Annotated in this window: 14 protein-coding genes; 8 read left to right on the top strand and 6 right to left on the bottom strand. The window is 64.2% G+C overall.

All coding sequences use genetic code 11. The features are described from left to right. Positions 1–15 precede the first annotated feature (15 nt). Positions 16–846: an SDR family oxidoreductase gene (locus CUC44_RS01565; RefSeq protein WP_100858245.1), complete on the top strand. Its 831-nt coding sequence runs from the start codon at positions 16–18 to the stop codon at positions 844–846. A gap of 131 nt (positions 847–977) precedes the next feature. Here the strand turns inward: CUC44_RS01565 and CUC44_RS01560 are convergent, their stop codons facing one another. Beyond that, positions 978–1,310, bottom strand: coding sequence for a DUF1904 family protein (locus CUC44_RS01560; protein ID WP_100858244.1), 333 nt, complete (start codon positions 1,308–1,310; stop codon positions 978–980). Positions 1,311–1,397: 87 nt separating this feature from the next. Here CUC44_RS01560 and CUC44_RS01555 point away from each other — a divergent pair, with 87 nt between their 5' ends. From CUC44_RS01555 to CUC44_RS01525, 7 genes are all read left to right on the top strand, one after another. Next, the gene (locus tag CUC44_RS01555; protein ID WP_100858243.1) at positions 1,398–2,285 is read left to right on the top strand and encodes a TraB/GumN family protein; all 888 of its coding nucleotides are present in this window, start codon (positions 1,398–1,400) and stop codon (positions 2,283–2,285) included. A 167-nt stretch (positions 2,286–2,452) separates the two neighbouring features. Continuing rightward, positions 2,453–2,602: a DUF3149 domain-containing protein gene (locus tag CUC44_RS01550; protein WP_100858242.1), complete on the top strand. Its 150-nt coding sequence runs from the start codon at positions 2,453–2,455 to the stop codon at positions 2,600–2,602. Between the two features lie 206 nt (positions 2,603–2,808). After that, positions 2,809–3,390, top strand: a complete 582-nt coding sequence (gene smrA, locus CUC44_RS01545) for a DNA endonuclease SmrA (RefSeq protein ID WP_100858241.1) — start codon at positions 2,809–2,811, stop codon at positions 3,388–3,390. Between the two features lie 106 nt (positions 3,391–3,496). Beyond that, on the top strand, positions 3,497–4,975 hold the full coding sequence (locus CUC44_RS01540; protein ID WP_167388740.1) for a carboxypeptidase M32: 1,479 nt from the start codon (positions 3,497–3,499) through the stop codon (positions 4,973–4,975). A 184-nt stretch (positions 4,976–5,159) separates the two neighbouring features. Continuing rightward, positions 5,160–6,695, top strand: a complete 1,536-nt coding sequence (locus CUC44_RS01535; protein ID WP_100858239.1) for an AlkA N-terminal domain-containing protein — start codon at positions 5,160–5,162, stop codon at positions 6,693–6,695. Then, on the top strand, positions 6,692–7,168 hold the full coding sequence (locus CUC44_RS01530; RefSeq protein WP_100858238.1) for a methylated-DNA--[protein]-cysteine S-methyltransferase: 477 nt from the start codon (positions 6,692–6,694) through the stop codon (positions 7,166–7,168). The genes CUC44_RS01535 and CUC44_RS01530 overlap by 4 nt, the downstream gene beginning before the upstream one ends. 239 nt (positions 7,169–7,407) lie before the next feature. Next, a complete protein-coding gene (locus CUC44_RS01525; protein WP_157812735.1) occupies positions 7,408–7,827 on the top strand; it encodes a cupin domain-containing protein in 420 nt (139 codons plus the stop codon). Positions 7,828–7,924: 97 nt separating this feature from the next. On the opposite strand, the gene CUC44_RS01520 is transcribed toward CUC44_RS01525, so the two are convergent. The 5 genes from CUC44_RS01520 to CUC44_RS01500 all read right to left on the bottom strand — a co-directional run bounded on the left by CUC44_RS01520 (position 7,925) and on the right by CUC44_RS01500 (position 12,238). Next, positions 7,925–8,590 carry a class I SAM-dependent methyltransferase gene (locus CUC44_RS01520; protein ID WP_100858236.1) on the bottom strand — a complete coding sequence of 222 codons (666 nt, stop codon included), beginning with the start codon at positions 8,588–8,590 and terminating at the stop codon, positions 7,925–7,927. A 136-nt stretch (positions 8,591–8,726) separates the two neighbouring features. Then, positions 8,727–8,975 (bottom strand): DUF1272 domain-containing protein, encoded by a 249-nt coding sequence (locus tag CUC44_RS01515; RefSeq protein ID WP_100858235.1) that lies wholly within the window; start codon positions 8,973–8,975, stop codon positions 8,727–8,729. A 31-nt stretch (positions 8,976–9,006) separates the two neighbouring features. Next, on the bottom strand, positions 9,007–9,336 hold the full coding sequence (locus tag CUC44_RS01510; protein ID WP_100858234.1) for a DHCW motif cupin fold protein: 330 nt from the start codon (positions 9,334–9,336) through the stop codon (positions 9,007–9,009). 81 nt (positions 9,337–9,417) lie between these two features. Further along, the gene (locus CUC44_RS01505) at positions 9,418–10,227 is read right to left on the bottom strand and encodes an alpha/beta fold hydrolase (RefSeq protein WP_100858233.1); all 810 of its coding nucleotides are present in this window, start codon (positions 10,225–10,227) and stop codon (positions 9,418–9,420) included. A 121-nt stretch (positions 10,228–10,348) separates the two neighbouring features. Further along, positions 10,349–12,238 carry a peptidase U32 family protein gene (locus CUC44_RS01500; RefSeq protein WP_100858256.1) on the bottom strand — a complete coding sequence of 630 codons (1,890 nt, stop codon included), beginning with the start codon at positions 12,236–12,238 and terminating at the stop codon, positions 10,349–10,351. Positions 12,239–12,240 lie beyond the last annotated feature (2 nt).

The raw sequence follows: 12,240 nt of genomic DNA, 5'->3' as shown, positions 1-12,240 counted from the left end.
ATAAGAGACAGGCCCATGCCCCACCCCTTCGTACTCATCACAGGCTGCTCCAGTGGCATCGGCCTCGCCGCCGCCAAGACCCTCGGCAGCCAGGGTTTCACCGTCATCGCCTCCGCCCGCAAGCGGGAGGATGTGGAGCAACTGACGCGGCTGGGGTTATTGGCGGTACGGCTGGATCTCGCGGATGAGGCCAGCATAGAGCAGGGGGCCGCCGAGGCGCTGGCCCTGGCCGGAGGTCGCTTGTATGGCCTGTTCAACAACGGCGCCTACGGCCAGCCCGGCGCACTGGAAGACTTGCCCACAGCCGCACTGCGCGAGCAGTTCAACGCCAACCTGTTTGGCTGGCATCACCTCATTCGCCAAGTGCTGCCGACCATGCTGGCGGCGGGGGAAGGGCGCATAGTGCAAAACAGCTCAGTGCTCGGCCTGGTGGCCATGAAGTTTCGCGGCGCTTACAACGCCAGCAAGTTCGCACTGGAAGGGTACACGGACACACTGCGCCTCGAGCTGAGCGGTACCGGGGTACACATCAGCCTGATTGAACCCGGCCCCATCGATACCCGTTTTCGGGCCAATGCCCGCGCCGCCTTCCTGCGCCACATAGATCCCGCGGCGAGCCGCCATCAGGCCGCCTATCAGCAGACCCTGAGCCGGCTGGAACGTGAGGGGGGCGCCCGCGGCTTCACGCTGCCAAGCGAATCTTGCATCCCACCACTGCTGCATGCGCTCAACAGCAAGCGTCCGAAACACCGCTACCCCGTCACCTTTCCGACCAGGCTGTTTACCGTGCTGCGCCGCCTGCTGCCGAGCCGCTGGCTGGACAAGCTGCTGATAAAATCCGCCTGAAAGGGCGTCATGGCCAGTCACAGCCATGACGCCAGGTTCACTCGGTAGTGCTCACCGTGGCTCTAGCACTGACTTTTGACAACGCTGGACAGGGCCTGTACCACCGGAGCACCCCTCTCCCTGCCTCTTGCTCAGTAGTGCTGCCCGTCGCTATAGTACTGGCTCTTGACGATGGGCAGTACTTGCACCACCACATAGGTTTCCTCCCCCAGCACCGCCTTCAGATGGCGGGTAATGAGGGCCGCGGCGGCATCTTGCATCTCCTGGGGGCGCTCGAACCAGACCAGCTCGACGAAGGGGGAGCCGGTCTCGCGCTGACCCGCTCGCACCCGGATGCCGTCTATGACCTCCATGGTGACAAACTCCGGCTTGCCACCGGTCAGGGCGCAGAGATCTGCCAGCAAGGGCGTGCTTATCTGCTGCAGGGTGTCGACAGAAACTGCCCGAAAGCGAAGGTGGGGCATGGGAAACCTCTTGGCTGTGACAAATGAGGACTTATCATAGGGCTTATTGTTATGAAGAGAAGCCATCCCCTAAATATAAGGAGTCCCATGAGATTTCATCGACCGCTGTTCTCCTTCCTGCTGTGCCTGCTGCTGCCGCTGCAGGCCTTCGCCGATCCGGCCTTCTATCGCATCAACAAGGGCAATGAACAACACTGGCTGCTGGGCTCCATCCATGCGGGCAAGGCCTCGCTCTACCCCCTGCCGGATCCCGTGGAGCGAGCTTGGCAACAGAGCCATGCCCTGGTGATGGAGGTCGACATGACGAACCTCACCCAGGAGCAGTGGCAGGAGATGGGGGCCATCACCCGCTTGGTGGATGGCAAGACACTCAAGGATCATGTGCCACCGGATCTCTATCGGCGCACCCTGATCGCCGCCGGCCAATATGGTCTGAACGAGGCAATTCTGGCGCCGCTGCGGCCCTGGTTTGCGGCCATCACCCTGACCCAGGCGGCGCTGGAGCGCACCGGCTACAGCGGTGAGTACGGGGTGGATCAGCACTTCGCGAAGCGGGCGAGCGAGGGGGGCAAGCCCATCGTCGGACTGGAGACCCTGCTCGAGCAGCTCGGCTACCTCGCCAGCGTCGGTGACAACCAGACCCTGATGCTGTCCAGCACACTGGATGAACTGCCGGAACTTAAGAGCGGCTTTGACAAGGTGATGACGGCCTGGCAGAACGGCGATCAGGCGACCCTCATTAGCCTGCTGCGAGAGGAGATGGCACCACCCAAGCTGCAGAGCTGGCTGGAGCAGACCCTGCTGGCGGAGCGCAACCACAACTGGGTGGCGAAGTGGCCCAGCCTGCCCAACGAGAGCTTTATCGTGGTAGGCGCCCTGCATCTTTACGGTGACCAGGGCCTGCTCGCCCTGCTGGAGCAGCAAGGCTGGCGCATCACTGCACTCACCGAGCCAAGCCCGCAAGCCGTGAGATAACGGTCTTCTCCCCGCCATCCGGCCTCGCCCCATCCTGCGAGTGCGAGGCCGCTCACAGAACGGACTGACGATTAAATAACCACGACGGGACTTGATCGGGATCATCTCATCCCTCCCAAAGAGGTATTTATCATGCCTGTCATCGACGGATGACAGGAGTGAACGAGATGGAATTTTGGATGAACCTGATGTTTGGCAACAGCGTGGGGCTGATGTCCATGCTGGTGATTATCGGCACCTTCCTGCTGATCAGCGCCTACGGGGTCTACTTCGTCTACAAGGTGATGCACGCCAAACCACCCACCGAGGAGCAATAGGCCTCAGGCACCCATATCCAGCGAGGTCTGGGCTCCCCATACGAGGTGATGCACACAAGGCCACACCCACCGAGGAACAATAAGCCATAGGCGCTCCCTCGGGCGCCCTCCCCGCCACTGCCAGCGTCACCTCCCCGAGACCCGCCATTCTAAGCGCGGCCAGGGCTCGCTATAATGCTCTCCCATTCTCATGCGGGGAGCCTGCCGTGCCTCACGACGACGAACTCTCACTGTTTATGCAAGAGGTGGCCGACGTGCGGCCACTCAAGCGCGATCATATCGCCCCCCAGGCGGGCACCCTGACCCCAACCGAGGCGCAGCTCGCGCGCCGCCAGGCCGCCAGTGCCGGTCCGCAGCCCCAGGACATGCTCAGCATGGAGGCCATCCCCTTGCTCGATCCTCACGACATCGTCGGCTTCAAGCGCGACGGTGTGCAGGAGGGGGTCTACAAGAAGCTGCGGCTCGGCAAATACGAGCTGCAGGCGAGCCTGGATCTGCATCAGAAGACCTTGCGCGAGGCGCGGGTGGCCCTGGCGCAATTCATTTCGGATTGCGAGCAAAGAGACATCCGCTGCCTGCTGATCCTGCATGGCAAGGGGGAGCGCAGCACCCCGCGTGCCACCCTCAAGAGCCATGTCAGCGCCTGGCTGCCACAGTTGCCGGCTGTCATGGCCATGCACAGCGCCGAGCGCCGTCACGGCGGCAGCGGCGCCCTCTACGTGTTGCTGCGAAAGAGCGACCGCCAGAAGGCGGAGAACCGCGAACGTCACCAGAAGCGGCTCGGATGACAACCCCAGAGTGGCAAGGCACCCAACGCCGGTGCTAGCATCATAGCGCCCCGATCATGCCAGGTACGGGGTGCATACTCTCAGGGACGATAACAAGGACAATCCCATGTCATATCAAAAGCTTGAACAACATCAGCAACAGCTGCACCGACTCTCCCACCTCAGCGCCATCTGTGGCTGGGATCAGGCCACCATGATGCCGGAGGGGGGCAACGAGGCGCGCGCCGAGGCCATGGCCGAACTCGACTTGCTCATTCACGAAAAGCGCACCGCCCCCGAGCTCGGCGACTGGATTGCCGCAGCCGAGGGTGAGAGCCTGGATGTCACCCAGCGCGCGAACCTCGGCGAGATCAAGCGCCACTGGCAGGATGCGAGCCTGCTGCCGGGGGAGCTGGTGGAGGCCCTGTCCCTCGCCGGCAGCAAGTGCGAGCACGCCTGGCGCCGCCAGCGCAAGGAGAACGACTGGGCCGGTTTTGCACCGAACCTGAAAGAGGTGGTGAAGCTATCGCGGGAGGTCGCGAGTCTGCGTGCCGATGCGCTGAAGGTGCGCCCCTACGACGCCATGCTGGCGCTGTACGAACCCGGCATGACGAGCGCACGGCTGGACGAGATCTTCGGCGATCTGACGAGCTGGCTGCCCGGCCTTATCCAGACCGTGAGCGAGCAGCAAAAACGCGACACCCTGCTGATCCCGCAGGGCCCCTTCCCCATCGAAACCCAGCAGGCACTCGGTCAGGAGGTGATGGGGCTGCTCGGCTTTGATTTCGCCCACGGTCGGCTCGATGTGAGCAGCCACCCGTTCTGCGGCGGCGTGCCGACGGACGTGCGCATCACCACGCGCTACAACGAGGACGAATTCGTCTCCAGCCTGATGGGGATAGTGCACGAGACGGGCCACGCCCGCTACGAGCAGGGGCTGCCACGCACCTTGCCGGGCCAGCCGGTGGCCGAGGCGCGTTCCATGGGCATTCACGAGAGCCAGAGCCTGTTTTGCGAGATGCAGCTCGGCCACTCCCCGGCCTTCCTGTCGCTGATAGCGCCGCGTATCCGCGCCCACTTCGGCACTCAGCCCGCGCTGGATCCGGAAAACCTCGCAAAGCTGTACAACCGCGTCGAGCCAGGTCTTATCCGGGTCGATGCGGACGAGGTGACCTACCCGGCCCACGTGATCCTGCGCTACGAGCTGGAGCGCGATCTGATTGAAGGGCGCATCGAGGTGGCGGACATCCCCGAGCTGTGGGATATGAAGATGCAGCAGTGGCTCGGTCTGTCGACGAAGGGCAACTACCAGAACGGCTGCATGCAGGATATCCACTGGACGGACGGCTCGTTTGGCTACTTCCCGAGCTACACGCTCGGCGCCATGTACGCGGCTCAGCTGCGCTTCGCGCTGGAGCGCGAGCTCGGCGACATGGGTCAGCTGATCACCGCGGGGCGGTTGCCGGAGATCTTCACCTGGCTCGGCCGCCACATCTGGTCACAGGGCTGTAAGCACGACACGGATACGCTCATTCGCAACGCGACCGGTGAGGCGCTGAACCCGCAGTGGCTGCGCAAACACCTTGAGCAGCGTTATCTGAAGTAGCATCTGAAATAACCCTTGCCCAGATGCAACAACGGCGCCCTCACCGAGGGCGTCGTTTTTTATCCCTCTTTCCCGCAAGATCCCGCCTCCGATTATTTTTCCTATCCCTGTCCGTTTTTGGCTAGTCAGCCCCCGCCTCCCCGCTTAGTCTCAGGGCATGAACAGCATCTTCGGAGTCGTCACCATGCATATCGAGCAACCCGTATCCCAGGATGAGATCATCCCAGGCCTCACCCGCGAGCAGTGCCACGCCGCCCGCCTCGCCCGGGATGCGCGCTTCGACGGCCGCTTCTTCACCGGCGTGCTGTCCACCGGCATCTACTGCCGCCCCATCTGCCCGGCGCGAGCCCCCTACGAGAGCAATGTGCAGTACTTTCGTTTCGCCGCCGCCGCCGAGCAGCACGGGCTACGCCCCTGCCTGCGCTGCCGGCCGGAACTCGCGCCGACGCAGGGCGGAGATATGCCCGCCCTCGTCGCCCAGGTGCTGACCCGCATCGAGCGCGGCGAACTCGCGGACAGCACGCTCGGCGCGCTCGCAACCGAGGCCGGCATCGCGGAGCGCACGCTCAGGCGCCAGTTCGAGCAGCACCTCGGCGCATCGCCAAAACAGGTGGAGCAGACGCGCCGCCTGCTGCTCGCGAAACGGCTGCTGACGGAGACCCAGCTGCCCATCACTGACATCGCGTTCGCGGCGGGCTTTGCGAGCATCCGCCGCTTCAACGATGCGTGGAGCCACGCCTATGGCCTGGCCCCGAGCACGCTGCGCAAGCAGGAATGCAAGCAAGAAGGATCGTTACATCCGCAAGAGGGTAGTGCGAACGCGACAACTCAGGCGAGCCTGACACTGCAGCTCACCTACCGTCCGCCGTTCGATGTGCAGGCCATGCTGGCATTCTACCGGCTGCGCGCCATCCCCGGGCTGGAGCGGGTCGATGAGCATGGCTACGAGCGGCGCCACAGGGTCGGCGAGCAGGAGGGGTGGATCCGCATCGAACCGGCTCCCGGCAATCAGCTGCGGCTGACCCTGCGCGACCTCCCCCCGGGGGTGCTGCCTGACATCCTGTATCGGGTGCGGCGCATGTGGGATCTCGATGCGGACATGGCGCGCATCGGTGCCCGGCTCGGTCAGGATCCGCTGCTCGCGCGGATACAGGAACGCTGGCCCGGGGTGCGGCTGCCGGGGGGCTGGGATGAGTACGAGGTGATGCTGCGCGCCATCGTCGGCCAGCAGGTGTCGGTCAAGGGCGCCATTACCATCATGGGACGCCTGGTGGCGCGCACCCTGGCGCAGTTCGGGGTTAGCGCGCTGCCGACCCCGGCACAACTGTGCGAGCTAGATCTCGATGGCATCGGCATGCCAGGCAGCCGGATCAGAACGCTGCAGGGGCTCGCCGGGGTGCTCGCGAGCGGTGCCCTCTCCCTCGCCACGGCGAGCGATGAGCAATTCTTGGCACTGCCGGGCATAGGCCCCTGGACGATCGCCTACTGGCGGCTGCGCACCGGCCAGGATCCGGATGCCTTCCCCGCCTCCGATCTGGTGCTGCAAAAGGCGCTCGGCGGCGGTGTGAAGCTGCCGGTCAGGGAGGTGGAAACCTTGAGCACCGCCTGGCAACCCTGGCGCGCCTATGCCGCGAGCTGGCTATGGCATGCCATGAGCGAACAACCCGAGCTGCTGACTCAAGCCGGAACATCACAGCAAACCGAGGAGACAACATCATGATCCGTTATGACTTTCTGGATACCGCCTGCGGTGCTCTGCTGGTGGCCATCGACGAGACCGGCCTGCGCCACGTGGACTTCGTGGATGGCCTGCGCGCCCTGCCTATTCAGCCTGAGTGGCGGCAAGACAAGGAGGCTCTGGCCCCCTATCTGGCCGAGTTTCGGGCCTACTTCGCAGGTGAATTGCAACGCTTCACCCTGCCGCTCGCCGCCCAGGGCACAGCGTTTCAGCGCGCCGTGTGGCAGGCGCTGTGCGACATCCCCTATGGCGAGACCCGCAGCTATCGCGACATAGCGCTCGCCATCGGCAAGCCGACTGCCATGCGGGCGGTGGGGGCCGCCAATGGCCGCAATCCCTTGTCGATCATCGTTCCCTGCCACCGGGTGATAGGCCGGGATGGCAGCCTGACCGGCTACGCGGGGGGCCTGCCCATCAAGCAGGCGCTGCTGGCACTCGAAGGCATCCAGCGCTAAGCAAGAGCCCCGAGCCGGGCTCTCCATCAGGGCCGCGGGTCTGAGATTCATCACGCGACCCTGGCGAAACAGGCCGCACTGATCGGCTGTTGATCTTCTCCCGATACGTGCGGCGGCAGGTGTTGATGCGGGCCCGGCACCACGCCTTGATACGGGCTCGGCCCTATGCTTGAAGGGGTGAGGTCGGGATGGCCTCGCCCGTATCGAACAGCTTGTTCAACTCGCAAAGGAGAGAGCAGATGAAATTCATACGTGCAGTCGTCCTCTCGCTGTCGGCGCTGCTGATGATAGGCGTCCCCGCCTGGGCCAATGCCGGCGCCCAGGTGATGACCCAGGCCGATCTCAAGTGGAAGGAGATGGGCAACGGCATAGCCGCCGCCCCGGTTTCCGGTGACATGACCAGCGGGCCGAGCCGCTTCTTCCTGAAATACCCGGCTGGGCTGGTGACCCCCAGTCACCACCACGACGCGGATCATTATGTGACCCTGGTGTCGGGTGCCATTACCCTGACGGTAGGGGGCAAGGCGCACCGCCTCGGCCCCGGTGACTACTTCGCCCTGACCGACAAGGTGCCCCATGTCGCCAAGGTAGAGGGCACCGAGCCTGCGGTGTTCTTCATCCAGGCGGATGGCCCCTGGAATGTGGTGATGGAGAAATAGGCGTGTAAGCTGCGGCGGGCGCCCTCGGGCCCGCCGGACTCAGCGCCCTGTGATCCCCCGTCCTCACTCCCTCCGGCAGCGTCTGATGGCGCCAGCCTCAGCGCCGGGTTGCCAGCCAGCCATGAAACCCCAGCGCCTGAAAGTAGCGCTGCCCCGCGCTGAACCCGGCCTCTTGCAACAGCTCCTGCAGTTGCCCCTCATCGAGGGGAATAAAGTCATCGGCGAGGCGCTGCACCATGCGATCGCTGGCCACCACCGGCAGGCCTCCTAGCCGCGCCTGTTGCCCCATGACGGTGCGCTCCACCGGATCCGCTGCCGTCATCAGGTCCGCCAACAGCAGCGGGGAGCCCGCCTCGAGCTGGCGGGAGATATGGGTAAGCAGTGCTGATTTGGTGGTTTCATCCAAAAAATGCAGCACCAGCAGACAGAGTGCAGCATCGCAATGCAGCGAGGCAGTGGGTAACTCCCCCAGAAGCCAGCTAATCCTGTCTCCCATCCCGGCCTCGTCGGCCCGCTGACGCGCCTGGGCCAACATGTCCGCCGAGATATCCTGGGCGACAAACCGCCACCCGGGGCAGAGCCTGCCGAGCAGCAGCAACTCGCTGCCCGTGCCCACCCCCACCAGCAGCACCCGAGCCTCATCCCCGAGCCGCGTCATCAGCTGGGCGGCGCTCAATTGATGCAGCAGCTCATAACCCGGCACCAGCAAGGGAATGCGCTGGTCATAGGCCAGCACCCCCTCTCCTTCAAATCGCTCCGTCATCTCGCACTCCTTGGTTGAGCCCTTGTGATAAGGGCTCTAGCCGGGAGAAGGTAAAGCCCTATCTGGGTGACCACTGCCATGCCTGCGTCCAGGCCAGTGGCACTTGGGCACGGCCATCGTGCGGCAAGGGGAGCGGTTAGCGGCTTCGCTCCCGCAGCGCCGGGTTGAACACCCGCTGGATGGAAGGGGGGTTGGCGATGAGTTTCCCGGCGGGACGGTGGGGGCGCCTCACCAGCTCGCCGCCGCAATTCGGGCAGATCTGGTGCAGGTAACGCTCGTTGCAATCGCTGCAGAAGGTGCACTCGAAGGAGCAAATCAATGCCTCGTCGCTGCCAGGGGGCAGGTCCTTGTCGCAACACTCGCAGTTGGGTCTGAGTTCCAGCATGGGCAACCTCTCGATCAAATGGGAAAAGGGTTCAGTCGACGATAAAGAGGCGGGCGCCCAGCTCGGTGAAGGATCGATGGGGCTCGGCGTTGTCCGCCACCTGATAGCTCATCCCGGCGCTCAGGGTGAAGACGCGGCCATCCTGCAGCTCGGTGTGCAGCTCCCCCTCGAGGCACAGCAGGACATGGCCCTTGCTGCACCAGTGATCCGCCAAGTAGCCGGGGGAATACTCCACCATCCGCACCCGCATGGGGCCAAAGTGCTGGGTGTGCCAGCGGGCAAGGCCGCGCTCCCCTTTGTGTTCGGTCGGCGGGATCTCGGCCCAGTTCGTGGTGCAAAACGGCAAATTATTGATTTCCATGGCAAGGTCCATTGTCTAGAAAATAATCGAAAAAATAGCCGAGAGAATAAAGGCGCCATCCCGGCGCTCAAATAAGGGTGGTCAGTCGATGGGATGCCTGCTTAAAAAAGCCTCCACCAGGGCCAGCACCTCGGCCTCCCGTTCACGATGGGGTACATGGCCACAAGCTGGCAGCAGCGCCATCTGCGTAACCCCGCTAACCCCGCCAGCGATGGCACGGGGAAATGCAGCCGAACCGAATTCGTCCTCCTCGCCGTGGAGGACGAGCACGGGGCAATGGACATCGGCAAGTCGGGGCACGAGGGACCAGTGACGAAACGCCGGGCTGAGCCAGATCTCGGTCCAGGCATCCAGCACCCAACGGGCCCGCTCGCCATGCCACCTCCCAAGGCGTGCAAACTGCGCCGACTCCTCGAAGCCTTGCTTGGCTACCCGGATCCCGGCGAGGGTGCGCTCCTCTACGAAGGCCTGCGCCGACTCGCTGACAAGCGCGAGACAACCACTGCCTGGCAGGGAGGCCGCAACCAGCGCCATGGCGCCCCCCACACTGTGGCCGAACAGCAGATACCGAGACAGACCGAGGGTCTGGACAAGGGAGGGCAGATAAAGACGGGCTTCGTCGTCGATAAAGCTCCCCTTGGCGGGATCATGCTGCTGCGAGGATTGACCAAAACCGAGGCGATCATAGGCGATGACGGGGCGCTGGAGACAGGTCGCCAGGGTGGCGGGAAAGTCCCGCCACTGGGCCACGGAACCGAGGGGGTCGTGCAGCAGGATCAGGGGCGCCTTGTCGGCACGGGCGGGGCGCCATTGGCGCACAAAGAGGCGTCCACCTGGGACGCTGACAAAGCAGTCCGCGACGCTCAGCGCCGCGCTTTCTTCGACTTCCATATCGAATGTCCTGACTCGAGATAGGGTGAGAAGAGCGAGCCCGTCGCCAGCGCGTCCTGCGCCAGCAACTCGCCCTCATCGGCAGCCCCCAACATGCCCTCTCCCGCCGCCGGGCGCAAGCCTAGCGTTTCAGGCTGCCCATCACCTGCATCTCGCAGCGTTTGCAGTCAAAGCGCAGGCGGAAACTGTCCTTGCCCATCTTGAGTTCCAGCGGCTCGGGTTTGAGGCCGGGCACCTCCTTGGGGCAGAGGTTCTGGCTGTAGCGGATGCAGTGCCTGGTGATCATCAGCACCACCCCCCCCTCCTCCTGGTTCGCCTCATAAGCGGGGGCGATACGCTCCACCCCGTGCTCGCGGAAGAACTGCTCGGCAGCCTTATTCAGCACGTTGCCAAGGTAGGAGAGTCGATGCTGGGGATAGGTGACGTCCCGCAACGGGATGCGCCGCTCCGGGCGCTTGTAGCCCGCGAGGCGGGCCGCCTCCAGCGCCGCTATGCCGTCCCTGCGCAGGCCGTTGAGCATGGAGGCGGCAAGGAACAGGGGGTTGGTGAACACCAACTCCACCTTGCGGGCAACAAACAGGGTGTTGCCGAGCTTTGCGAGCTGATCCCGCGCCTGCTGCAGCGCTCGCTCGGGATTGTCGGCAGGTTGTTTGTCGCAGACCAGCATCACGCTGGCCTCTATGCCCTGCTCGTCGACGAGTTCGAGCCGCAACCCGGCCTCGCATTCGGACAAGCGCATATCGATCCGGATGCGGCGATCCGCGCTCGGTTTTTCCAGCAGCTTGCTGAAGGCGCTGTCGTGGTTGCGGTAGATCTCGGTGCCCACCTTGAGCCCGGGCATGGACTCGGAGAGGAGCAACTGCTTACTCCCTGCCTTGGTCTCGACCCTGTTGAGGCGCATCCCTACCAATTCGCCCCCTGGCTTGAAGAAGCCCAGACCATCGCCGTTGTTCAGGATGAGCCCTTGGTTGTCGAGCGGGCGCCCGTCTATCTCTACCCCCTCCTTGCTGACGCGAGTGACCCGGCCCAGGGGTTCCCCTAAGTATTTCGGGCTGCGGGGGGAGTCGATATCCGGCTGGCGGCCGTGCAGGAAGTAATCGGTGGAACCCCGGTTGAAACTCTTCTTCGGATCCGGCGTGAAGCCATAGGAGCAGCGCCCGGCGGAGCTCGCCACCAGATCCGGGCGCTTGTCCAAAATGGCATCCAGCTTCTGGCGATACCAGGCGGTGACGTTTTTGACGTAATCCAGCCCCTTGAGCCGCCCCTCAATCTTGAAGGAGCGAATGCCCGCCTCGATCAGCGCCTCCAGGTTCGCACTCTGATCCATGTCTTTGAGGGAGAGCAGGTGACTGTCTGCCACCAGCACCTCGCCATCCGGCTTTTGCAGGGTGCAGGGCAGCCGACACAGCTGGGCGCACTCCCCCCGGTTCGCGCTGCGGCCGGTGCGGGCATGGCTGATGTTGCACTGACCGCTGTAGGAGACGCACAGAGCCCCGTGGATAAAGAACTCCAGCTGCACCGACGTCTGCGCACTGATGGCGCGGATCTGCTCGAGGGACAGCTCACGGGCCAGCACCACCTGGGAGAAGCCCACGTCCTGCAAAAATTTCACCTTCTCCGGGGTGCGATTGTCGGTCTGGGTGCTGGCGTGCAGGGCGATGGGAGGGAGGTCCAGCGCCAGCAGCCCCATGTCCTGCACGATCAGGGCATCGGCCCCCGCCTCATAAATTTGGTGAGTGAGACGCCTGGCCTGCTCCAGCTCGTGGTCGTGCAGCAGGGTGTTGAAGGCGACGAACACCTGGGCGCCGAAGCGGTGGGCGTGGCGCGCCAGCGTCTCTATGTCTTCAAGGGAATTGCCAGCGGCGCTGCGAGCGCCGAAGGCGGGGCCCCCCATGTAGACGGCATCGGCGCCGTGGTTGATGGCCTCGATGCCGTAGGCGAGATTCTTGGCCGGGGCCAGCAGCTCCAGGCGATTCTGTTCAAGGCGGCGAGTCTGGGTCTGATCGTGCATGG

This window comes from Aeromonas lusitana, from assembly GCF_002812985.1.
GTDB classification, from domain to species: Bacteria; Pseudomonadota; Gammaproteobacteria; order Enterobacterales; family Aeromonadaceae; genus Aeromonas; species Aeromonas lusitana.
This window is presented reverse-complemented; position numbering and strand designations above follow the sequence as displayed.